Origin of the sequence: Candidatus Pseudoscillospira sp. SGI.172, from assembly GCF_050313575.1 — a bacterium.
Taxonomy (GTDB): domain Bacteria; phylum Bacillota; class Clostridia; order Oscillospirales; family Oscillospiraceae; genus Vermiculatibacterium.
The window spans coordinates 31,897-54,855 of record NZ_JBNPLQ010000001.1; the positions used below are offsets into that span (position 1 = coordinate 31,897).

The window sequence follows — 22,959 nt, forward strand, 5'->3', positions numbered from 1 at the left end:
AGGAGGCCGCATACATGCAATGTCATTAAGATGAGCAACTGGTTTTGCTTTTGTAATATATGTCCATCCGGCTGACGATGACCTGCTTGCTAAGGCCAGAAAGTTCACAGATATGGGAGAGTTGGCGCCGGAGGTTCTGCGGGTCTTCATATCCAAAATCATCGTCTATGAAAAGGAAGTAAAATACTCCAAGCACACGCCGCAGATGGTTCGCATCCGGTTCAAAGACTTCAATTTGAACGAAGCGGATGACCCGTTCTATGCGGAGACAACAGAAAAGGCAGACAGCGCAAATGCGCTGTCTGCCTGATTCCAAGATATGTTATCAAGATACCCTATCAGGAGTAGCCCAAGCAGCTCTTTCATGGAGACCTCGCTCCGGCCGTAGAGCGGGCTTTCGGGACCGGCGTCGATGTACCAGGTGTCCTGGGCGATGGGGTTGAACTCCAGGTTTTTGTAGCCAATGGTATGCTTGAACTCCTTGAACTGGGCGTTGTTGATGAAGACGATGCCGATCTCCGCCGAGGAGGCCACGGCCTCCACCACCTCGGCCAGCTGGACCTCCCGCATCCGCAGAGCGATTCCGTAGCCCTGCCGCCGCCGGTAAAACCCGGCCAGTGCCCGGGAGACGGTGAGCACCGGGTAGGAGGCCGCCGGCAGGACCTTGGGGGCATCACTGGCGGAGATACCCTCGATCAGCTCCATCTGATTGAGGATGGTACGGACATATTGATAGAGAGATTTTCCCTCTTCCGTGAGGGTGGCTCCCTTGTTGTTCCGGTCAAAGATGCGGATGTTCAGCTCGCTCTCCAGATTGATGATCGCCTTGCTCAGACTGGGCTGAGAGATAAAGAGAGCCTCCGCCGCCTTGTTGATGCTGCCCCGCTCCGCCACCTCGGCGACGTAAAAAAGCTGTTGTAACTGCACATATTTCACCTCTTTTTTTGCCCTATCATGGAGGGCGGCGCTTGTCAAGTGCGCCGCCCGGGCAAAAAAACGCTTGACAGATACGTGATGTGTGATTATACTGTGTATATCTAATAGATACACAAAATACGGAGGCGGGATATGGACATCATTATCCGCAACACGGGGGAGATCCCGATCTACGATCAGATCACCCGCCAGGTCAAGGGGCTCATTCTCAGCGGTGCGCTGGCGGAGGCGGAGGCCCTTCCCTCCATGCGGGCGCTGGCAAAGGATCTGCGGATCTCCGTCATCACCACAAAGCGGGCCTATGAAGAACTGGAGCGGGAGGGTTTTATCACCACGGTACCGGGGAAGGGGTGCTTTGTAGCGCCCAGAAATCTGGAGCTGGTGCGGGAAAATGCCCTGCGGCAGGTGGAGGAATATCTGACCAAGGCAGTGGACGCAGCCAAGTGCGGCGGGGTTTCCCGGGCAGAGGTGGCCGAGACGCTGGACATTATTTACGGGGAGGAATAGAATATGGAATACGCGGTCAAGATCGACCACTTGTGCAAAGACTTTGGCTCATTTTCTCTGAAGGATGTGTCCCTTGCCATCCCGGGGGGGACTATTCTGGGACTGATTGGGGAAAACGGAGCGGGAAAATCCACGGTTATCAAGTGCCTGCTGGGGATTCTCCGGCGGGACAGCGGCGAGGTCTCCGTCCTGGGTCAGGAGGGGGAGGCGGCGCTCACCGAAGTGGGGTATGTCCCCGACGAGTGCCCCTTCTCCGATGCGCTCAGGGTGAAGCAGGTGGGGAAATTTCTCGGCGGGGTGTTCCCCGGCTGGGATGAGACGCTGTTTGGTCACTACCTGGAGAAGTTCGATCTGCCGGCAGAGAAGAAAGTAAAGGAACTCTCCCGGGGCATGAAGATGAAGCTCTCCATCGCTGCTGCTCTGGCCCACAGGCCCAAGCTGCTGGTGCTGGACGAGGCCACCTCCGGGCTGGATCCGGTGATCCGGGACGAAATCCTGGATGAGTTTCTCGCCTTCCTCTCCGATGAGGATCACGCCATTCTCATCTCCAGCCACATCACCAGCGACCTGGAAAAGATCTGCGACTGGGTGGTCTATCTCCATAGGGGGGAGGTGACCGTCTCGGGGGCCAAGGACGAGCTGCTGGACAACTACGGGAAGCTCTCCTGCTCCCGGGCTGACTTGAGCCGGGTGGAACCCGCTCTGGTGGTGGGAAAACGGACGGGAGAATTCGGCTGTCAGGCGCTGATCCGGGATCGGGCGGTCTTTCAGCAGGCCTATCCCGATCTGCCGCTGGACCCGGCCAGCCTGGAGGATCTGATGATTTTTACCACAAGGGGGGACAGAGCATGAGAGGCTTTTTAAGGCGGGATCTGGACCTGATGATTCCAAACCTGAAAATTTACGGGGGGATCTTTGCCATCATGCTGGTGGTGTCCTTTTTCACTTCGCTGGGCCTGGACTTTTTCGCCATCTACGCCTGTATCTTTACTTTCTCCGGGATGCTGGGATTGTTCAACTATGATGAGGCCAACCACTGGCAGGCCTATGCCGCGGCCGCTCCCAACGGGCGCCGGAGCCAGGTGGAGGCTCGGTATGCCCTCGCCTTCCTCTTCAGCGGCGGGGTGACCCTGGTGCTCCTGATCGCCGATCTGGTGAGTCCGGATGGCCGCGGCATAATGGGAATGCCCTTCTTTTACGGTGGGCTCGGCCTGGTCTATGCCGCTGTGGCGATGCCCCTGTGCTATCGCTTCGGGGTGAATCGGGGCCGGGTGTTTCTCCTGGTCATTGTTGCTCTTTCCGCGGTGCTGGGCGCGGTGGGGAGCATCGCGGGGATGGCCGGCGGCGGAGAGGCAGACTTTCCCGTGTGGCTGGGCCTGCTTCTGCTGGGGGCCGGGATTCTGGCAAACCTGATCTCCCGGGGGATCTCCGTGCGTATCATGGCGCGCAAGGAGCTTTGAGAAAGTGAAAAGTCACCCCCGGCGGGCTTCGGCCCGCCGGGGGTGAGATTGTGTTAAGAAAAGGTCATGCCGGAACCAAGCCCGTCGCTGTCCAGCATCCGCTCCAGCACCGCCACATCGGCGGTGATGTCCATGGCGTCGGTCTGGAAGAGCTGGTCAAGCTGCTTTTCGAACCCCTCCACCACTTTATCCATCATCCCCTCGATTCGCGCCTTGGCAGCCGAGATGTTGGATCCCTGCACGCCCTGGGCGTCCATCTGGGCGTAAGCCTTCAAAATTTTCAGGGTAGTGGGCAGATAGTAATTCAAAAACTGGCGCAGCTGTCCGGCCTTGGCGGGATTCTGCCGCTGGTAGTCCAGAATTTTCCCCGTAATTTCCCCGATACGGTCGATCTTGCGGCTCATTTCCTCGTCGGGAATCGCATCGTTGATGGCCTTGATTTCCCGCAGAATGGCGTCATCGGAGGACGCGCTCTTTTTCCCGCCCTCAGCCTGTTTCACCCAGTCCTGGGGCGGCTCGTAGCCCTGATCGGTGAGCACCAGACGTCCGGTGGCACGGTCGATGTAGCCCATGGGCAGGATTCCGTCGGAGAGCATCCGCTGGAGGTCGGCAATGGCCTTCTTTTCCGGCACTCCGGCGGCCCCCGCCAGGTCGGAGATGAAGATGGAGCTGCGCTGGCCGATGAGGCCCAGATAGAGCCGCTGACGGCGGGCCCGCCGGGTCATGGAAAGGCCCATTCCGGTCATGAAGAGGCTGGCACACAAAAAGCCGAAGGTGGTAAAGGCCCCCGTTATGGCGCGGGCGCCGGAAAGTCCGGTGCCCGCGATCACGCCGAAGCAGGAGACGGCGAAGCAGAGGGAAAAAATCGTGCCCACCACCGTGAGTGCGGTGCCGCCTCTGGGGGAACGGAACCCTCTGTGGAGGCCGCTCCGCTGCCGTACCCGACCCGGATCATTTCGGGGAGCTCCCATGCCCCGGGCGGAGGTGGAAGAAGCGGGAGGCGTCTGCCGCCGTGCCTGACCGTTCTGAGCCTGCCAATCCGCCGCGCCGCTGGGGGCGTAAGGACCGGCTCCGGCGGAGGAACCGTATCGGTCCTTCATGTCACGGCGGATCTGATCGGTGGGGATGTTTACGCCGCCCAGATTCATGAAGAGCAGGACCATTCCTACCGGCCAGAAAAAAATGAAGCCCAGCACGATGAGCCACCACGGAATGTTGGAATCCTGTTTGTTTGACATGCTGTTCCTCCCGAAAACATACTTTTACACTTATCACATATCATACAACGAAAGAAAAGAGTTGTAAAGCGGAAACCGGGGGAGTTTAAGCGGCTGTAACCGTTCTGTCATTGCTTTTTAGGACAAAAAAACATATAATGACCTATATCTTGTGTTTCGCCGCCGCAAAAGCGGCGTGTGATCTGGAGTGATGGAGATGGAAGAAAAAGAGACGGGTAAGCGGGTTATGCCCGGTTCCCGGAAAAAGATCGGCCTGATTGCGGCTGGAATCGTGGTCGGGGTATTGGCGGCAGCCTACCTTGGATTGTGTGCCTTTGCCAACGGAGATAAGCTGTGGCCCAACACCAGCGTGATGGGGGTGGATCTCTCCGGATTGACTGCCGCTCAGGCCGAGGAAAAGCTGGCCGGGGCCATTCCCGGCAAGCTGGCGGGAAAACGGGTGGAACTCTATGAGCCCGGCAGCGGACAGCGGGTCTCGCTGGATACCGATGGACTGATGGAGGCCGCCGATCTGGCCGGGGATGTGAACACCGCCGCCCATGCCGACCGCCGGGGAACCAATTTTCTGACGCTGGGCGGCCGCTATCTGGCCCGGGTGATTTCCGGCGGAGACATTGAGGTCCCACCCACGCTGACGTTCACCCCCGACGGGGAAAAGCGGATGGCGCAGGCGCTGGAGGAGCTTTCCGAGAAGCTGGGGATCGAGGGCAATGAGACGACCTATGAAGTCACCGATACCGCCCTCCTCTTTCAAAAAGGCGTCACCGGCACGGAAGTGGACGGGGCGGCTGCCCGCAAGGGCGTGGGCTTTGCCCTCAGCGGCACCGGGCCGGAGACGGTGGAGGTGGTGCTCATCCAGGCCCCTCCGGCAGAGCCGGACTTCGACGCCATCCACGAGAAGGTCTCCGCTCAGGTGGCTGACGCCTATCTGGACAAGGAGAGCCGGGAGATCGTCCCCTCGGTGATGGGGGTGGACTTTGATGTGGCGGCGGCCCGGGCGGCGCTGGCCAAGACCGCCGACGGCAGGCCCTGCCGGGTGGAGCTTACGCTGACCGCGCCGAAGATCAGCACCGAGACGCTTCAGGCCAGCCTGTTTCGGGACACACTGGGAGCCGCTGTCACCAAGTTCAGCGGTACCGCCGCCCGGAAGGACAATATCAAGCTGGCGGCCAGCTTTATCAACGGATATATTCTCTTCCCCGGGGAGGAATTTTCCTATAACGCCCTCTGCGGCCCCTACGAGACCTCCAAAGGCTACGGCAAGGCAGGCGCCTATGTCAACGGAAAGACGGTGGATACCACGGCCGGCGGCATCTGCCAACTCTCCTCCACCCTCCACTGGGCGACCTTAAAGGGGAATCTGGAGATCACCGAGCGCCACTGCCACCGCTATGAACCCAGCTATATCCCTGGCGGCCTGGACGCCACGGTGTATGGAAACAGTCTGGATTACCGGTTTAAAAACACCACCGAGTATCCGGTGAAGGTAGAGGCCTATGTGGACAGCAAAAACTACGTCCACGTCAATCTCTATGGCACCAATACCTCGGGGATCCACGGAGAGCCGTACCACACCAACCGGACGGTGACCCAGTATGCCCAGACAGTATATGAACCCAGCGCGGAGATTCCACAGGGCACGACGCGGAAGGATCCCGAGCGCACCGCCTACAATGCAGTCACCATGGAGACCTATCAGAAGCTGGTGGATGCCAACGGTAAGACTGTGGACACCATTTTCCTGCACAAGGACAGCTATAAGCTGCGCAATGCCGTGATCCTCTACAATCCCGCCGACGCGGCGCTGTGGGGGATCGATCCCGCCACCGGGCTAAAGACACTGACACCGGTGACGCCAACGCCTGCCGCCACCCAACCCCCCGCAGACACGCCCGCTCCCACGGAAAGCCAGGCTCCGGCCGTGACGGCGGCACCCACCGCTGAGCCGACGGCGCCCGTTCCCGGGGAGACTCAGACGCCTGCCCCCACCGCCGATCCCAACGATCCCCTGCTTCCGCCCGAAGCCTGATGGGAAGGAGCTTACAAAAGCATGTTTCAAGGTTTTTCACAGCAGACTGTGGATTTCCTTTGGGGAATCCGATTCAACAACGAGCGCAGCTGGTTTGAGGCCCATAAGGAGGACTATCAGAAAAACCTCTATGAGCCGATGAAGGAGCTCTGCCGGAGCCTGTATGAGGGCTTTGGGGAGCGGCACAAGGATCTGGAAATGACCAGCCGGGTCTGCCGCATCTATCGGGACGCCCGCAGGCTCCATGGCCGGGGGCCTTACAAGGACCACCTGTGGCTGACCCTCTCCCAGCCGGTGGAGCGCTGGTCGGCGGCCCCGGCGTTCTGGTTTGAGATCTCGGCGGACGGGTACAGCCACGGAGTGGGCTACTGGATGGCTCAGGCCCTGACGATGGCCAAGTTCCGGGCGCGGATGGACCGGGATCCAAAACCGATGGAAAAGCTGGCCCGCCAGATCAAAAAACAGGATGTTTTTGCGCTGGATGGAGAGGATTTCAAGCGCCCGAAACAAGCGCCCAGCACCCTGCTGGAGCCTTGGTACAACAAGAAAAACGGATTCTCACTCAGCTGTGACCGGCCTCATGATGACCTGGTTTTTTCTCCTGAGCTGCCCGGAGCGCTTCTGGAGGAGTGGGAGAAGCTGGTTCCCCTGTTCCGCTACCTGTCTACACTGGACGGGGATCCGGACCCAAGAGAGCCGTAATCATTTTCAGAATTTTTTGACAGGAACAAAGACCACCCTGCTGCGCATACTGAGAGGGAACATTCTCAGAAAGGCGGCGGGGTGGTTTTGCGTTTGGAATGGAAAAAGATGACGATGTTGGCCCTGACGGCGGCACTGATCCTCCCATGGGCGGGGGCGGGGCTTCAAAAGGCCCGCTCCGAAGCGTGCCCTGCGGATGCGGTGCTGACGCAGGAGTGCGAGCTGAAGCTCATTGCCCTCACATTTGACGACGGTCCCCGGCGCTCCACCACAACGGAATTGCTGGACGGTTTGGCCCAGCGGGGCGTGCGGGCCACTTTTTTTTTGATCGGGGAGCAGGTGCCCGGCAACGAGGACTTGCTGCGGCGGATGGATGAGGAGGGACACCAGATCGGGATCCACACCTACGATCACGTGATGCTCACGGGACTCAATGCGGCTGATTTTTCCGCCCAGGTAGACCGGACGCGCACAGTGCTGAAAAATGCTCTGGGACACAACGATTTCCTGCTGCGCCCGCCCTATGGCATGGTAGACGACGGGGTGAAGCGCCGGGCGGGCTGCCCCATCATCCTGTGGTCTGTCGACCCGGAGGACTGGGACGACAAGAACACCGACCGTATTGTGGAGCATGTGGTCTCCCGGGCCAAGGACGGCGATATCATCCTGCTCCACGACATCTATCCCACATCGGTGGAAGCTGCCCTGCGCATTGTGGATGCCCTTCACCAGAAAGGGTTCTATTTTCTTACGGTGGACGAGCTGGCGGCCCAGCGCCGCCTCTCTTTGAAGGCAGGCAGCACTTATCTGAATTTTTATCCGTAACACGGGAATTCCCGAAAAAGACATTAAGACGCCATTACAAATAGTGACATTTGTCTTTCGGCCGTTGACGATTTTTGACCAAACGTGTACAATGGGATCAGAAATGAAAAAACGGAGGGAAGAGTATGGCACGCCGCGCCGGCTCAAAAGATGAGCTCATTGAATGCGAATACTGTGGAGAGCGTTACTCCGCCACATATAAACGCTGTCCCTTCTGCAACGGGGACGGCACGGGCCGCTGGGATGACCCGGACAGCCTGGAGAACGAGGATGACTACGACAAGGATGAAGGATTTCGAACGGGGGGCGGAAAGCGGTTGGCAGGCGGCAGCAGAAGAGGGGGCCGTGGCGGCCCCTCCATTGGCAGGATCATTTTGACGGTCGCGTCTCTGGCGCTCATCGTGGCGGCGGTCTGTATTGTGATCTCCATTGTCAAATCCATGCTGGGTGGGTCGAAGGACCCGGCCCCTTCGGCCTCTCCCGCGGTGGAGAGCAGCGTTCCTTCCGAGGCTCCGGCAGAGAGCGGCGCACCCGCCGGGAGTGAGACGCCCATCGAGAGCGCGGCGCCCGCCGAAAGTGAGGCGCCTTCCGCCGGACAGATCTCAGGCGTGGGCACGGCCACCGGATTTACCCTCAACCGGGAGGACTTTACCTTTGACGCGGCGGGACAGGTGTTCCAGATGAAAGCGACGTTTACTCCGGAAGGGACCACGGGGGATATCACCTGGAAGTCCAGCGATCCCAATGTGGCCTCCGTCTCCTGGAACGGGGTGGTTACCTCGGTGTCGCCGGGGACGGTCACTCTCACCGCATCGGTGGCGGGCGCAGGAGAAAAGACCTGTATTGTCCGCTGCAATTTTAAGAGCGGCGGGACAACGACCTCCGCAGCCACTACCTCGCCCACCGGCTCCGGCGCATCCTCTTCCGCCTCCGGACTCAAGCTCAACCGGGAAGACTTTACCCTGGGACACGCGGGAGAGACTTTCCGTATGGTGGTGTCGGGAACCAGCGCGGCCGTCACCTGGGCCAGCAGCAATACTTCGGTGGCCACTGTGGGCGCTGATGGTACAGTCACCGCGGTAGGCAAGGGGACCTGCAATGTCACCGCCACGGTGAACGGCACCACACTGAAGTGCATTGTCCGCTGCAGCTTCTGAGCGGAATCCGTATTTACATCAGGAAAAGGGCGTCCCCGTCCATGGGCGGGGACGCCCTTTTTGCAGCAAAAAGAAAGGTCAGTCCTCCAGCGCGGAGATCTTATTCACCCGGCGCTGGTGCCGGCCGCCCTCGAACGGGGTGTTCAGGAACACCTCCACAATGCGCTCGGCCAGATTGGGCCCGATCAGGCCTCCGCCCATGGCCAGCATGTTGGCGTCGTTGTGGCGGCGGGTCATCTCCGCGGAGAGAGGCTCGGAGCACAGGGCGCAGCGGATCCCCTTGACCTTGTTGGCGGCGATGGAGATGCCGATGCCGGTGGTGCAGATGACGATGCCCTTCTCGCACGCGCCGGAAGCCACCGCACGGGCGGCGGCGGCGCCGAAATCGGGGTAGTCGCAGGAGTCGGTGTTGTCACAGCCGAAATCCTTGTAGGGGATGCTGTTGGCTTCCAAATAGCCGATGATGTGCTGTTTGAGGCCGAAGCCTCCGTGGTCGGAACCCAGTGCGATCATATGATATCCTCCTATGATTGTAAAAATGGATGGACAGAAAAATAGATGGGGAGTGCAGCCTCACAGCCGGATCAGTCTGGGCTGACGGCGTTCGTACACGGCGATGGAGCCAAAGCCCATCTCTTTTACCAGCTCCGCCGCCGCCCGAATGCCGAGCCCCACGTCATTCGGGCGGTGGGCGTCGCTGCCCAGAGTGATGAGCGTTCCGCCGCAGTCCCGATAGAGGGCCAGGACAGGCCTCCAGTCGGCGATGTTCCGGCCGCGGCAGGTGTTGACTTCAATGCCCTTCCCCTTGGCGATCACGCGGCGGAAAATTTCGCGGATGCGATCCCAATACCGGTCCAGGGTGACGTGGTTTCCATCCCGCTCGTTCATATAGCGGAGGGGATAGATCACATGACCCAGCACATCGTAGCAGTCCAGTTCCGCAAGGGCCTCCATACAGGAGAAGTAGTCGTCCAGAGCGGCGTAGCAGGTCTCCTCACTGTTGTAGTTAACATAATAGAAATCAATGCCTCCGGAGGCACGGCCCCGGTTGTGGACGGAGCCGATGACAAAGTCCAGTTCCGGGCGGCTGACGAGCTTTGCGGCGGCGGCGGGATCCTCCCAAGCCTCTCCCAGCTCCAGCCCCATTTTGATGGGGAGGATCCCGGCAAAAACAGGCCGGGTCAGGGCCAGCTGTTTCTCGATGGGGGCCCACCGGAAGGACAGGTCCAGCTTGCCGTCGGCGGAGAGAAGGTCGCAGTGATCGGTGAGACAAAGCTCGTCCATGCCGGCGTCCCGCGCCGCCTGGGCCATGGCGGTCAGGGGAGCGGAGCTGTCGGGAGAGCAGAGAGAATGCGTGTGGTAGTCTGTGAGAAACATGAATATGACTCCTTAAAATGGCCAGCTTTCGATCCATTTCACCAGTGGTTCATACCAGGTCGGGATGGTCAGACCGATGAGGACGGGGTAGAAGAGAGCGTACAGTCCCGCCGAGAGGCAGGTAAGGCCGTAAACCGGTCTTCTCCAGCCCTCGTCGGCCTCCATGAGGCCGCTGAACAGGAAGGAGAGGGCCAGGATCAGAAAGAGGATGGATGGGAAGTAGTGGTATTCGAAGGTGGTGCGGCCGATGAACATCCAGGGCACCAGCTGAGAGAGGTAGCCCACCACCACAAAGGCGGCTTTTGCCGAGCGGCGGCGGAAGGCCTGCACGGCGCAGAGGATGACAGCGCCCAGACCCGCCCAGCAGACCACGGGGTTGGAGAAGGCTGCAAAGCGGGTGGTGAAGCCGGGGACCGTGTTGTCCATATAGTAGAGAATGGGACGTCCGTCCACGATCCACTGGTACCACCGGGAGGAATAGGGATGGCTCTGATTGACTCCCTCGTGGTAGTGGAGCATATATTTCTGGTTCTCCCAGACGGTGCTCAGAAGGCCCTTCAGGCTGGTGTCCCCTTTGGCCATGGCATAGGGGAGATAGGCGGCGCAGTAGATGCACAGGGGGATCACGACGAAGCAGAGCACGGAGAAGGCCAGCGTCTTTACGCACCAGACGGCCCGTTCCCCCCGCTGCTCCTCGGGCCAGTCCCGGAGCTTTTGATAAAAGCCCATGAAGTAGAGGACGGCCAGCCCCACGGCGGCGTAGATCACCGTCCACTTGGAGGCTGCCCCCAGGCCCCACATGAGCCCGGAGAGGAAGAGGGGCAGGGCTCCCTGCCGGAAGCTGGTTCCGGCGGGGAGAGTCAGGTAGCGATAGAGGAAAAAGTACATGCAGAGGATAAAAAAGACGCCGTAGGTGTCGATGGTGGCGATCCGGGTCTGGGTCAGGTGCATGAAGTCCACGGCAAAAAGAATGGTACCGCAGGCGGCCGTCGGGGTCTTGCCGAAGAGATTTTTCAAAAAGACATAGAGGATGGGGAGCATCCCCACGCCGAAGAGCGTGCCCATGAATCGCCAGCCGAAGGGAGTCATGCCGAAGAGCCGGATGCCGATGCCCAGAATGAGCTTGCCCAGCGGGGGATGGGTGACCTCATAGGGGTAGACCCCCTGAATGTGCTCCTGGGCGGTGCGGGCGTGGTAGATCTCGTCAAAGTAGGTGGAGTTGTACCAGGTGGACTTGGCGGGTACCGTAGCGTCCACGGAAAAGAGGTCCCGGACTTCCGAAGCGGCTTTGGAGCCGTCGGCCATGGCCCAGTGGAAGGGGACCGGGCGGCCGTCCTGCCCCAGCAGGCAGAACTTGGAGAGCTGGAGATGGGGTTTCTCCGCCTTGCCGGTGATGCGCAGGAAGCGGACGTTCTGCGGATTTTCCACCGTGATGTCGATCCATTTATAGAGCTGATTGTACTTTTGCGTCAGGGCATAGCTGGGATCATAGTCCTCCGCCTGCGCCCAGTACCACCCGGTGACCTTTTCCGTGTCCTCCGGGTCGTTCTTACGCTGCCACAGGGTGAGCCAGTTTTCCCCGTCGGCGGAGATCTCCACATTGTAGGCCCCCGTGCCCAGACCGGAGTAGTAGCGGATCCCGGTGGTGTAGACGGCGTCCCCGTAGACTGCGATGGTCACCGGTTCGCCGCCGGCAAATTCATAGACGCTCTGGGGGGCGGTGGTGTCCCCCAGCAGGAAGAAGGCGGTGGCGGCGTAGACCAGGGTGATGAGGAGCACCGGCAGCCGATCCTGCTTCTCCATGGGGTGGCAGGTTCCGGCAAAGGTGAGCCGCCCGGATCCTGTCCGGCCTCTGACCCAGTCTGCACCCAGCGGCCCATTCCAGGCGGTGCGAACGTATCGGAGCAGAAAGAGTCCGACGCAGAACAGGGTGACCAGGGCAAACAGAATGGAGGGGGTGATATACTGCATGACACAGCCTCCCGAAAATGCAAAAATAAAGAGCGGGAAAAACCCGCTCTCTATTTTATTTCTTTTTCTTGCGTTTGTCAAAAAAACCTTTGATCCCGGACTCTTCCACGCGCTCTCCCATGGCCGCGGCATAGGCGTTGAGGGCCTCCCGCTGCTCGGAGGTGAGGGAAGTGGGCACCTGGAGCCGGATGGTGACGAACTGGTCGCCCCGGCCCCGGCCGTTGATGGAGGGGATGCCCTTTCCGCGCAGGCGGAAGGTGGTGCCCGGCTGAGTGCCCTCGGGCATGGTGTACTCCACGTTGCCGTCGATGGTGGGGATGATGAGCTTGGCCCCCAGGACAGCCTGGGTGAAGGTCACCGGCTGCTCCAGATAGACGGCGGTGCCGTCCCGGCGGAACTTGTCGCTGGGACGCACGGATACGGAGATCAGCAGATCTCCGGCGGGGCCGCCGTTCTTTCCGGCGCCGCCCTGGCCCCGCAGAGAGATGGCCTGGCCGTCGTCAATGCCCGCGGGGATGGAGACCGTGATCTTCCGTTGTTTGCGCACCGAACCGGAGCCCTTGCAGTCGGGGCAGGGCTGATGGATGATCTTGCCGGTGCCCTGGCAGCGGGTGCAGGGCGCGGTGGTGGCGAAGGTAAAGGCCCCGCCGCCCCTCTGGATGCGGATGGAGCCGGTGCCGTGGCAGTCCGGGCAGACCTCCGCCGTGGTCCCGGCTGCGCAGCCGGAGCCGTGGCAGGTGCCGCAGGACTCGGAACGGGAGACGGTGATCTCCTTTTCACAGCCGAAGGCGGCCTCCTCAAAGCTGATGGTCACGGAGGTGCGGAGGGTCTCTCCCTTCCGGGGAGCGTTGGGGTTGGCCCGCTGGCCGCCGCCGAAGCCGCCGCCGAAGAAGGAGCCGAAAATGTCTCCCAGGTCGATGTCGCCCATATCAAAGCCGCCGAAGCCGCCGCCGGGTCCGCCGGCGCCGAAGTTGGGATCCACGCCCGCGTGGCCGTACTGGTCGTAGCGGGCACGTTTCTCTTTGTCGGAGAGGACCTCGTAGGCCTCATTGACCTCTTTGAAACGGGCCTCGGCCGATTTGTCGCCGGGATTCAGGTCCGGATGGTACTGCTTGGCCAGATGCCGATAAGCCTTTTTGAGTTCGGCATCGCTGGCCCCGCGGGAAACCCCCAGGACCTCATAATAATCTCTTTTTTGTTCAGCCATATGTTGTCACCTCGTCGGAGCAAGCTCCGTATCGTTCGCTTTCGCGCGGAGCGCGAAAGTTCATTCACTTCGATGCTCCTCCTCACCCCGTGAAACAATTTGTTTCGCGGGGCCACGGATAAAAGCAGGCTCCGTATCATTCGCTTTCGCGCGGAGCGCGAAAGCTCATTTGCTCCGCTGCTCCTTCCTTCCGGGGAAACCTTCTGCTTCCCGGAAGGCCCCACAAACAGGCGGCAAGGGCGGAAAACCGCCCCGCCGCCTGTTTTGGAAAGGGTCCTTATTTCTTGTCGTCGTCGTCCACGACCTTGTAGTCGGCATCCACCACACCGTCATCGGCGGGGCCGGACTGCGCGCCGCCCTGGGCGCCGCCGTTGAAGCCGCCCATGTCGGGGCCGGGCTGGCCGCCCTGGGGATTGGCCTGCTGATAGAGCTTCTCGGTGATGGGGTAGAAGGCCTTGCTCAAGTCCTCGGTGGCCGTCTTGATGGCGGCGGTGTCGGTGCCCTTGAGGGCGTCCTTGAGCTTGTTGAGGGCGGCGTCCAGAGTGGACTTGTCGCCGGCGTCGATCTTGTCCTTCAGATCCTCCATGGTCTTTTCGGTCTGATAAACCATCTGCTCGGCCTGGTTGCGGACATCCACCTCTTCCTTCTTCTTGGCGTCCTCGGCGGCAAACCGCTCGGCATCCTTGACGGCCTTGTCGATGTCTTCCTTGGACATGTTGGTGGAGGAGGTGATGGTGATGTGCTGCTCCTTGCCGGTGCCCATATCCTTGGCGGAGACGTTGACGATGCCGTTGGCGTCGATGTCAAAGGTGACCTCGATCTGGGGAACGCCGCGGCGGGCGGGGGCGATGCCGTCCAGGTTGAAGCGGCCCAGGCTCTTGTTGTACTGCGCCATCTCGCGCTCGCCCTGGAGCACGTTGACCTCCACGGAGGTCTGGTTGTCGGCGGCGGTGGTGAAGATCTGGCTCTTCTTGGTGGGGATGGTGGTGTTGCGCTCGATGAGCTTGGTGAACACGCCGCCCATGGTCTCAATGCCCAGGGACAGGGGGGTGACGTCCAGCAGCAGCAGATCCTTCACGTCGCCCACCAGAACGCCGCCCTGGAGCGCTGCGCCCACAGCCACGCACTCATCGGGGTTGATGCCCTTGAAGCCCTCCTTGCCGGTGAGCTTCTTGACCATCTCCTGCACAGCGGGGATCCGGCTGGAGCCGCCCACCAGCAGGACCTTGGACAGGTCGCCCTGGGACAGGCCCGCGTCGGACATGGCCTGCTTCACAGGCCCGGAGGTGGCGTCCACCAGATGGGCGGTGAGCTGGTCGAACTTGGCGCGGGTGAGGGTCAGGTCCAGATGCTTGGGGCCGGTGGCATCGGCGGTGATATAGGGCAGATTGATGTTGGAGGAGGTGACGCCGGAGAGTTCGATCTTGGCCTTTTCGGCGGCTTCCTTCAGCCGCTGCATGGCGACCTTGTCGGTGGACAGGTCGATGCCGGTGTCCTTCTTGAACTCGGCCACCATCCAGTCCATGACGCACTTGTCAAAGTCATCGCCGCCCAGCCGGTTGTTGCCGGCAGTGGCCAGCACTTGGATGACGCCGTCGCCGATCTCCAGGATGGAGACGTCGAAGGTGCCGCCGCCCAAGTCGTAGACCATGATGTTCTGGTCGGACTCCTTGTCGATGCCGTAGGCCAGGGCCGCGGCGGTGGGCTCGTTGATGATCCGCTTCACATCCAGGCCTGCGATGCGGCCGGCATCCTTGGTGGCCTGGCGCTGAGCGTCGGTGAAGTAGGCGGGGACGGTGATGACGGCCTCGGAGACACTCTCGCCCAGGTAGGCCTCGGCGTCGCCCTTGAGCTTTTGCAGGATCATGGCGGAGATCTCCTGGGGCGTATAGCCCTTGCCGTCAATGGAGACCCTGTGGTCGGTGCCCATCTCACGCTTGATGGAGGCCACGGTGCGGTCGGGGTTGGTGACAGCCTGGCGCTTGGCCACCTGACCCACCATCCGCTCGCCGTCCTTGGAAAAGGCGACGACGGAAGGGGTGGTGCGGTTGCCTTCGGCGTTGGGGATGACGACGGCTTCGCCGCCCTCCATGACAGCCACGCAGGAGTTCGTGGTACCAAGGTCGATACCGATGATTTTAGACATATGAATTCCTCCAATTATATCGTAAATTTCTTTTTTACAAAAGGATGGGCGCAAGCCTAATTGGCCACCTTCACCATGGCAAACCGGATGATTTTATCCTCCAGCCGGAATCCGGCCTGGAACACCTCAGCTACGGTGTTTTCTCCCAGCGTGTCGTCCTCCACGTGCATCACGGCATTGTGGACGGTGGGATCGAAGGGCTGCCCGGCGGCGTCGATCTCGGTGACGCCCAGGGATCCCAGCGCCTTCTTCAGGCCGGTCATGGTCATTTCAACGCCCTTGGCGTAGGCCTCATCGGAGGTCTCCTGCTTGAGGGCCCGCTCCAGATTGTCATAGACGGGAAGCAGGGCCTTCACCGCGTCGGCCTTGGCGTCGGCGTAAATGGCCTCTTTCTCCTTCTGGGTGCGGCGGCGGAAGTTGTCGTACTCGGCGGCCAGACGGAGGAATTTGTCCTCCTGCTCCGAGAGATTTGCCTTCAGGGTCTCCAGTTCCTCCAGCAGGGGATTGGCCTCCTCTGCTTGGGGCCCGGGTGTCCCGGTCTGGGCGGTCTCGGCCGCCGGGGTCTCCTTGGGAAGCTCGGTCTCCGGGACCTGCTTCTCCTTCTCTTTTTTACTCAAGAGATTCCCTCCTTGGTTCTATCTTTGGTGCGCGTCACTGATCCTTGTCACCGGGAGGCAGTCCGCCCTGGCCGATGAGCCAGGTCAGACCCTTGGCAAAATAGGACAGCCGCGCGGAGATCTTGGCGTAATCCATTCGGGTGGGGCCAACCACGCCGACCAAGCCCCGCATCCCGTCGCCCAGGTCATAGGTGGCCATCACTACACTGGAATCCTTCAGGGCCTCGGCCACGTTCTCAGGGCCGATGAGGATGTCGGTGGCGCGGTCACAGTCGCTGGGCAGAGGCTTAAACTCCTCGTCGGAGAGGAAGCTCATCAGGGGCTGGGCCTTCTCCAGGGACTGGTATTCCGGATGCTCCAGCAGGTTGGCGATGCCGGCGGTGTGGACCTGACGCTTTTCCAGATCATCCAGCACCTCAGCGCCAAAATTCACCACCAGCTCAATGAGCTCGTAAGCCTCCCGGGTGGCGTGGCGGGATACCCGGGCCAGCTCCGGGGTCAGCTGGGCCAGCGTCAGGCCGGTAAAGCCTGTATTGAGCAGGGTGCCCAGCATTTGCAGCTGAGATTCACTCAGATCTCCCGACAGGCGGAAGAGCTTGTTGCGCACCACGTTGGAGTCGGTCATTACCACGGCGATAAACGCGCTCTGATCCACCAGCAGCAGATCGAACCGGCGTATGGTCATCTTCTCCGGCCCGGAGGCCAGGGCGAAGGCGGGGTACTGAGTGAGCTTGGCCACCACCCGGCCGGCTTCGTCGATGACCCGGTCGAGGGCCTTCATGCGGATGTGCAGAGCCTGGTTGATCCGCTGGGTCTCCTGAATGGAGAGCTTGTAGTCATCCATCAGTTCGTTGACATAGAGCCGGTAGCCCTTGGGGGACGGAACACGCCCGGCGGAGGTATGGGGCTGTTCCAGATAACCCAGGTTTTCCAGATCGGCCATCTCGTTGCGGATGGTGGCGGAGGAGACGTTCAGCCGTGCCCACTCAGCCACCGCCTTGGAGCCCACAGGTTCAGCATTTTGGATGTAGCTTTCGATGACGGCCCGGAGAATTCTCTTCTTACGATCAGTCAGATCCAAGCCGCTCACCTCTCACAAAATATTTTAGCACTCTCGCTTCCTGAGTGCTAAAGATACTGTACCACCACGGGCCTACAATGTCAAGAGTTGGGGTTGTAAATAAAATATGAATAATGAAGGGCAATTTCGGCCAAAAAGCCGCCCCTCTCCGGGGAAAGGAGAGAGGCGGCCGCTTCCGGGCGGTTAGCGAACCGGGAAAGAGATTGCCAGTACAAGGGAGGTCAGTCTACCGTGACGTCCCGGATCCAATCCCCCGAGCGGAGCCGGGCAACGCCCAGGAAAAACTTTACCACATTTTCCAGGGAGATGCACAGATAGACGACCAGGATGCTCTGGTGAAAGACCAGTCCGGCCAGCGCGGCAGCGGGAAGTGAGACGAACCACAGGGGGGAGAGATCGATGGCGGAGGCGGCCCGTACGTCTCCGCCGCCCCGGAGCACGCCCACCGTGTTGGTGGTGTTGAACGAGCGCAGGGAGAGGACGGAGAAGGTGACCAGGCTCATCATGGTGGCGATGGAGGACGCCTCTGCCGACAGGTGGAACATGGGGTAGAGCACGGGGCTGAACAGGACGAAGGTGAGCACAATGAACACGCCGCCCACCAGCAGCCCCGACAGGAAGGCCAGCAGATCCAGCGCCTGCCCCACCTCGTAGACGGTATCCCGGCGTCCCGCGCCGATCTCCCGGCCAACGATGATGGCGGAGGTGCCGCCCACCGCAAAGACCAGCACGGTGGATACCCGCTCGATGTTGCCCGAGATGCCGAAGGCGGCCAGAATGGCCTGAGAGCCCGCCATGTGGCCCATGATTGTGGGGTAGAGGGCAGTGCCCAGGCCCCACAGAGTTTCATTGATGACGACCGGGGTGGCATAGCGGACATACCGGGCCAGCATTTCTCCGCCGGGGCGGAAGAAGAAGCCGGGTCGGATCCGGAACTGCCTGCCCAGGCAGGCGTGACCCACGGCGAAGAGGAATTCCAGGAAGCGGGAGATGAGGGTGGCCAGGGCGGCTCCTTCCACCCCCATGGCGGGGGCACCCAGGTGGCCGAAGATAAACACCCAGTTGAGGAAGGTGTTGCTCACCATGGCCACCGCCAGGATGTAAAGACCCAGCTGGGGATTGGCCATGCTGCGGTGGGCGCCGATGTACACCTGGGCCAGGCCGTCAAAAAGGAAGGAGAAGGCCACCATTTTAGCGTACTGGGCGGCCAGAGCCACCACCGCCGGCTCATTGCCGAACAGGCCCATGAACCACACAGGGAAAAAGTACATGACGCATCCAAAGAGAAAGGTGAGCCCGCCGGAGATGTACATCCCGATACCGATGACCCGGCTGATGGAGTCGTTGTCCCCCTTGCCGTAAAACTGGCTGATGAGGACCGACGCGCCGCTCTGGAAGCCGAAGATCATGAGCTGGATGACAAAGATGGGAATGTTGGCCAGGGTGACGGCGGCCATGGGGGCCTCTCCCAGCAGACCCACCATAAAGGTGTCCAGCAGGCCCAGAGAGTTGGTGATAAGATTTTGCAGAATGATGGGGATGGCGAGGGTCACCACGTCCTTGTAGAAGGCCTTCCCCCTCCTCATATAGGAAAACACAGATCGTACCTCCGTTACAGCAGGCTGCCCCGCTGAGTCATATCGGCCAGCAGACCGGCCAGGGTGTCCACCTCTTCCCGGGTGGAGCCGGGGCCAAAGGAGACCCGCAGGGCCCCGAAGCGCAGCTTGGGGGGGAGAGGCATGGCCTCAAAGACATGGCTGGGCCTGCCCCGGTGGCAGGCCGAGCCGGAGGAGAGATACACACCCTTTTCCCCCAGAGCCCGCACCACCGACTCCCCGGAAAACGCGGGCATGGAAAGGGCCAGAATATGGGGGGCGTCCCCCCGGCTGATGAGTTCCACCCCGCCGATGGCGGAGAGAGTGTCGGCGGCGTAGTCCTTGACCTCCCGGATGTGCTCCCGGGTCCCCGGGACCCACGCCTCCACGGCGGCGGCGAAGGCGGCGATCTGGGGTGTGGCCTCGGTGCCGGGGCGGAGCCCCCGCTCCTGGCCGCCGCCCAGCAGAAGGGGCTTCACCCGGGAAATGAGATCCTTGCGGATATAGAGCCCGCCGATCCCCTTCGGGGCCCGGATCTTATGGCCGCAGATGGTCACGAAGTCGGCCCCCAGCTCCTTGGGCGTGAAGGGAACCTTGAGAAAGCCCTGGACGGCGTCCACATGGAGCAGAGCGGGGGCGCCGGCGGCGCGGATGGCATCGGCCGCGGCCCGGACAGGGAGAATGGAGCCCACTTCATTGTTCACCAGCATCATGGACACCAAAATGGTGTCCGGCCGGACGGCCTCAGCCACCGCCTGGGAATCGATGCGGCCTGCCCGGTCCGGCTTGAGCCAGGTGACCTCAAAGCCTTTGCTTTGGAGGGCTTTGATCGGCTCCAGCACCGCGGAGTGCTCGATGGCGGTGGTGACGATGTGGTTTCCCTTCCGGCGGTTGAGTTCCACGGCGGCGGAAATGGCCCAGTTGTCTCCCTCGGTGCCGCAGGAGGTGAAGAAGAGCTCCTCCGGCAGACAGCCCAGCGCCCCCGCGATCACCGTCCGGTCGGCGTCCCGGCGCTTGGCCGCCGCCTTTCCCAGAGGGTAGCCGGAGGAGGGGTTGCCATAGCCCTCGGTCATCACCTCATAGGCGGCCCGGGCGGCAGCGCCGCACACCGGGGTGGTGGCGGCATGATCCAGATAGATGGACATGGGGGGCATCTCCTTGTCATTAAAGTACCTTTAGTATTATAAAGCAGTTTCACTATTTTAATGCGGCAGAGGGGGAAAGTCAATAGGCGGGGGAAGAGCGGGGAAAGAAGTGTTTTTGGGCTTTGGATTGCCAAATCAACTGGATAAGGTTATAATATGATCTCAGAATGCCATGCCAGGAATCCATAGGCAGCAGGGGGAACCGATCATGAAAACGCCATTGTCTCCGGCAGAGGTCCACAAACAATACGAAGAGGGGGTCTCTACCTTTATCCGCTCCGTGCCCGACGCAGGCCTGCGGGTTCGGCTGGGCCGGGATCTGGACGCCTTTTTCCAGTCCTGTGCCCTGGGGGTGTGGAAGGCAGACGGGGCCTCCCTGACTCCGGGCTATGTGGAGTATTATAACGCCATCTATCTCCGGGGGAACCCGGCGCCCTCCATCCTTTACTGGGAGCTGGGCACCAGCGTGGCCAACTACCCGGGGTTCCGCCCCCCTGAGAGCTTTGGGCGGATGCGGGCCTGGGACAAGGTGGCGGGGGCCGGGCTGGCCCGGCGGTTCATCGATCTCTTCACGCTGATGGCCCTCCTGTTCGCGGCGGTGGACGGTGTGGTGAGCGAGGGGGAGGCGGGGTTTGTCAACCGCTGCGCGGATGCCCTCTCCAGCCTCTGTGACAAGGACGGCCTGGCGGGGGGCAAGACGCCTCTGGACGCGAAGGACTTTGTCACTGCCCGTCCGGCCCCGGCGCAGGGTGTGCCGGAAAAGCCGGAGGAACCAGTCGAACAGAAGGAACCGGAGCCCACGGTGGACGAGCTGATGGCCCAGCTGGACGAGCTGTGCGGCCTCACACAGGTGAAGGCCGATGTGAAGAGCCTCATCAATTTGGTGAAGGTGCGCAAGCTCCGGGAGGGGGAGGGCCTGCCGGTGCCGCCCCTGTCTCTCCACCTGGTGTTCCTGGGCAATCCGGGCACCGGCAAGACCACGGTGGCCAGGCTCCTGGCCAGGCTCTACCACGTGATCGGCGTGCTGTCCAAGGGGCAGCTGGTGGAGGTGGACCGCTCCGGACTGGTGGCCGGGTTCGTAGGGCAGACCGCCCTCAAGACCCAGGAGGTCATCACCAGGGCCATCGGCGGCGTGCTTTTCATCGACGAGGCCTACGCGCTCACCAGCCGCACCGGTCAGAACGACTTCGGGCAGGAGGCGGTGGAGGTCCTGCTCAAGAACATGGAGGACCACCGGGAGGACCTCGTTGTCATCGTGGCGGGCTACACCGATCTCATGGAGGACTTCATCCACTCCAACCCCGGGCTGGAGAGCCGCTTCAACAAGTATTTCCGCTTTGACGACTACACCGGCGCCCAGATGTATCAGATCTTCCAGTCCATGTGCGGGAAGAACGGCTACACGCTGGACGAGCGCGCCGGGACTTACGCCAAGGAGTTCCTGGAGGAGATGTACGAAAACCGGGACGAGAATTTCGGGAACGCCCGGGATGTGCGCAATTTCTTCGAGCGGGCGGTATCCCGTCAGTCCGACCGGGTGGCCGGACTGGAGGCCCCGGACAGGGCGGCGCTGATGGCGCTGGACGAGGCCGATCTGAAGGCTGCCGCCGGGGAGGAGCCCGCCGCCGAAGAATGCCCCGAGACGGAGGTAGAGCGTTCCGCTGACGACAAGGGACGGGAGGGCTGAACGACGAGCCCCTGTCAGACCGGAGCGGGAGAATGAGCGGCGGCTGTGCTGCCCGCGCTTTTCCTCAGGGAAACAAAGCGAGAGAAAGAGAGGCACCGCAGCAGCGGTGCCTCTCTTTCCAGCGAATCAGAAAATCTTACTTGTGGTCCACGGAGAACATATAGGTGATGAGGTCCAGCACCTTGTTGGAGTAGCCGATCTCGTTGTCGTACCAGGAGACCACCTTCACGAAGGTGTCGGTCAGGGCGATGCCGGCCTTGGCGTCAAAGATGGAGGTGTGGGTATCGCCCAGGAAATCGCTGGAGACCACGTCCTCGTCGGTGTAGCCCAGAATGCCCTTCAGCTCGCCCTCGCTGGCCTTCTTCATGGCCGCGCAGATCTCGTCGTACTTGGCGGGCTTGGCCAGATTGACGGTCAGATCCACTACGGACACGTCCAGAGTGGGCACGCGCATGGACATGCCGGTGAGCTTGCCGTTGAGCTCGGGGATGACCTTGCCCACAGCCTTGGCAGCGCCGGTGGAGGAGGGGATGATGTTGCCGGCGGCGGCGCGGCCGCCGCGCCAATCCTTGGCGGAGGGGCCGTCCACGGTCTTCTGGGTGGCGGTGGTGGAGTGGACGGTGGTCATCAGACCGTCGGTGATGCCGAAGTTATCGTGCAGCACCTTGGCGATGGGGGCCAGGCAGTTGGTGGTGCAGGAGGCGTTGGAGACAAACTGCATGTCGGAGGTGTATTTGTCCAGATTGACGCCGCAGACGAACATGGGGGTGTCATCCTTGGAGGGGGCGGACATGATAACCTTCTTGGCACCGGCGTCTATATGGGCCTGGGATTTCTCCTTGGTCAGGAACACGCCGGTGGACTCCACCACGTATTCGGCGCCCACCTTGCCCCAGGGGATGTCCTTGGGATCCTTCTGGGCGAAGAACTCCACCTCTTTGCCATTGACGATGATGGAATGGTCGGTGAAGCTGACGGTGCCGTTGAAGCGACCGTGCATGGTGTCGTACTTCAGCATATAAGCCATATAGTCAGGGGTCATGAAGGGATCGTTGATGCCCACAAATTCGATGTCGGGGCGGTCGATGCCGGCGCGGAAGACCAGACGGCCGATCCGGCCAAATCCATTGATGCCAACCTTAATGCTCATGTTCATTACTCCTTTGTGATTCAATATAACGAACCATTGCGATACAATAAATTATATCCCAAACGCAAGAAATAGAAAAGAGGAAAAATGCTGATTTTCCCGGAAATTTTCTGGAATTTGTCCAATGAA

The 22,959-nt window shown here is 61.1% G+C and carries 21 protein-coding genes; 9 read left to right on the forward strand and 12 right to left on the reverse strand.

Going from position 1 to position 22,959, the window contains the following annotated elements:
- Nucleotides 1-82 precede the first annotated feature (82 nt).
- Nucleotides 83-310 (forward strand): DUF4368 domain-containing protein, encoded by a 228-nt coding sequence (locus ACQRD3_RS00190; protein ID WP_427779321.1) that lies wholly within the window; start codon nt 83-85, stop codon nt 308-310.
- Here the strand turns inward: ACQRD3_RS00190 and ACQRD3_RS00195 are convergent.
- Nucleotides 259-927, reverse strand: a complete 669-nt coding sequence (locus ACQRD3_RS00195; protein ID WP_427779077.1) for a LysR family transcriptional regulator — start codon at nt 925-927, stop codon at nt 259-261. The two genes, ACQRD3_RS00190 and ACQRD3_RS00195, sit on opposite strands and share 52 nt — an antisense overlap.
- A 141-nt stretch (nt 928-1,068) precedes the next feature.
- Between ACQRD3_RS00195 and ACQRD3_RS00200 the strand changes: the two genes are divergently transcribed.
- Genes ACQRD3_RS00200 through ACQRD3_RS00210 form a run of 3 tightly spaced genes read left to right on the forward strand, consistent with a single transcriptional unit; the run spans nt 1,069 to nt 2,903 of the window.
- Entirely contained in the window at nt 1,069-1,443 is a 375-nt protein-coding gene (locus tag ACQRD3_RS00200) for a GntR family transcriptional regulator (RefSeq protein ID WP_080907077.1), read from the forward strand.
- Between the two features lie 3 nt (nt 1,444-1,446).
- Entirely contained in the window at nt 1,447-2,295 is an 849-nt protein-coding gene (locus ACQRD3_RS00205) for an ABC transporter ATP-binding protein (RefSeq protein WP_080907078.1), read from the forward strand.
- Nucleotides 2,292-2,903 (forward strand): ABC-2 transporter permease, encoded by a 612-nt coding sequence (locus ACQRD3_RS00210; protein WP_427779080.1) that lies wholly within the window; start codon nt 2,292-2,294, stop codon nt 2,901-2,903. Before ACQRD3_RS00205 ends, ACQRD3_RS00210 begins: the two co-directional genes overlap by 4 nt.
- A 53-nt stretch (nt 2,904-2,956) precedes the next feature.
- On the opposite strand, the gene ACQRD3_RS00215 is transcribed toward ACQRD3_RS00210, so the two are convergent.
- The gene (locus ACQRD3_RS00215; RefSeq protein WP_427779082.1) at nt 2,957-4,141 is read right to left on the reverse strand and encodes a 5-bromo-4-chloroindolyl phosphate hydrolysis family protein; all 1,185 of its coding nucleotides are present in this window, start codon (nt 4,139-4,141) and stop codon (nt 2,957-2,959) included.
- A 190-nt stretch (nt 4,142-4,331) separates the two neighbouring features.
- Here ACQRD3_RS00215 and ACQRD3_RS00220 point away from each other — a divergent pair, with 190 nt between their 5' ends.
- The 4 genes from ACQRD3_RS00220 to ACQRD3_RS00235 all read left to right on the forward strand — a co-directional run bounded on the left by ACQRD3_RS00220 (nt 4,332) and on the right by ACQRD3_RS00235 (nt 8,854).
- Nucleotides 4,332-6,170, forward strand: coding sequence for a VanW family protein (locus ACQRD3_RS00220; RefSeq protein ID WP_427779083.1), 1,839 nt, complete (start codon nt 4,332-4,334; stop codon nt 6,168-6,170).
- A gap of 21 nt (nt 6,171-6,191) precedes the next feature.
- A complete protein-coding gene (locus tag ACQRD3_RS00225) occupies nt 6,192-6,872 on the forward strand; it encodes a DUF2461 domain-containing protein (RefSeq protein ID WP_080907082.1) in 681 nt (226 codons plus the stop codon).
- 93 nt (nt 6,873-6,965) lie between these two features.
- Entirely contained in the window at nt 6,966-7,697 is a 732-nt protein-coding gene (locus ACQRD3_RS00230) for a polysaccharide deacetylase family protein (protein WP_427779085.1), read from the forward strand.
- Nucleotides 7,698-7,822: 125 nt separating this feature from the next.
- Complete coding sequence (locus ACQRD3_RS00235) at nt 7,823-8,854, forward strand: Ig-like domain-containing protein (RefSeq protein ID WP_080907083.1); 1,032 nt, start codon at nt 7,823-7,825, stop codon at nt 8,852-8,854.
- A gap of 78 nt (nt 8,855-8,932) precedes the next feature.
- Here ACQRD3_RS00235 and rpiB read toward each other — a convergent pair whose 3' ends face one another.
- From rpiB to ACQRD3_RS00280, 9 genes are all read right to left on the reverse strand, one after another.
- Nucleotides 8,933-9,367, reverse strand: a complete 435-nt coding sequence (gene rpiB, locus ACQRD3_RS00240; RefSeq protein ID WP_427779087.1) for a ribose 5-phosphate isomerase B — start codon at nt 9,365-9,367, stop codon at nt 8,933-8,935.
- A gap of 60 nt (nt 9,368-9,427) precedes the next feature.
- Complete coding sequence (locus ACQRD3_RS00245; RefSeq protein ID WP_080907085.1) at nt 9,428-10,231, reverse strand: histidinol-phosphatase HisJ family protein; 804 nt, start codon at nt 10,229-10,231, stop codon at nt 9,428-9,430.
- A gap of 12 nt (nt 10,232-10,243) precedes the next feature.
- A complete protein-coding gene (locus ACQRD3_RS00250) occupies nt 10,244-12,202 on the reverse strand; it encodes a phospholipid carrier-dependent glycosyltransferase (protein ID WP_427779090.1) in 1,959 nt (652 codons plus the stop codon).
- Between the two features lie 55 nt (nt 12,203-12,257).
- Nucleotides 12,258-13,409, reverse strand: a complete 1,152-nt coding sequence (gene dnaJ, locus ACQRD3_RS00255; protein ID WP_427779091.1) for a molecular chaperone DnaJ — start codon at nt 13,407-13,409, stop codon at nt 12,258-12,260.
- A 277-nt stretch (nt 13,410-13,686) separates the two neighbouring features.
- Entirely contained in the window at nt 13,687-15,555 is a 1,869-nt protein-coding gene (gene dnaK, locus ACQRD3_RS00260; RefSeq protein WP_427779093.1) for a molecular chaperone DnaK, read from the reverse strand.
- A 56-nt stretch (nt 15,556-15,611) separates the two neighbouring features.
- On the reverse strand, nt 15,612-16,172 hold the full coding sequence (gene grpE, locus ACQRD3_RS00265; RefSeq protein WP_427779095.1) for a nucleotide exchange factor GrpE: 561 nt from the start codon (nt 16,170-16,172) through the stop codon (nt 15,612-15,614).
- A gap of 34 nt (nt 16,173-16,206) precedes the next feature.
- Nucleotides 16,207-17,262 carry a heat-inducible transcriptional repressor HrcA gene (gene hrcA / locus ACQRD3_RS00270; protein WP_427779097.1) on the reverse strand — a complete coding sequence of 352 codons (1,056 nt, stop codon included), beginning with the start codon at nt 17,260-17,262 and terminating at the stop codon, nt 16,207-16,209.
- Between the two features lie 212 nt (nt 17,263-17,474).
- Nucleotides 17,475-18,851: an MATE family efflux transporter gene (locus tag ACQRD3_RS00275; protein WP_427779099.1), complete on the reverse strand. Its 1,377-nt coding sequence runs from the start codon at nt 18,849-18,851 to the stop codon at nt 17,475-17,477.
- A gap of 14 nt (nt 18,852-18,865) precedes the next feature.
- On the reverse strand, nt 18,866-19,993 hold the full coding sequence (locus ACQRD3_RS00280) for a cysteine desulfurase family protein (RefSeq protein ID WP_427779101.1): 1,128 nt from the start codon (nt 19,991-19,993) through the stop codon (nt 18,866-18,868).
- 208 nt (nt 19,994-20,201) lie between these two features.
- On the opposite strand from ACQRD3_RS00280, the gene ACQRD3_RS00285 reads away from it, so the two are divergent.
- Nucleotides 20,202-21,680 carry an AAA family ATPase gene (locus tag ACQRD3_RS00285; protein ID WP_080907093.1) on the forward strand — a complete coding sequence of 493 codons (1,479 nt, stop codon included), beginning with the start codon at nt 20,202-20,204 and terminating at the stop codon, nt 21,678-21,680.
- A gap of 136 nt (nt 21,681-21,816) precedes the next feature.
- Here the strand turns inward: ACQRD3_RS00285 and gap are convergent, their stop codons facing one another.
- On the reverse strand, nt 21,817-22,830 hold the full coding sequence (gap, locus tag ACQRD3_RS00290) for a type I glyceraldehyde-3-phosphate dehydrogenase (RefSeq protein ID WP_080907094.1): 1,014 nt from the start codon (nt 22,828-22,830) through the stop codon (nt 21,817-21,819).
- Between the last annotated feature and the right edge of the window lie 129 nt (nt 22,831-22,959).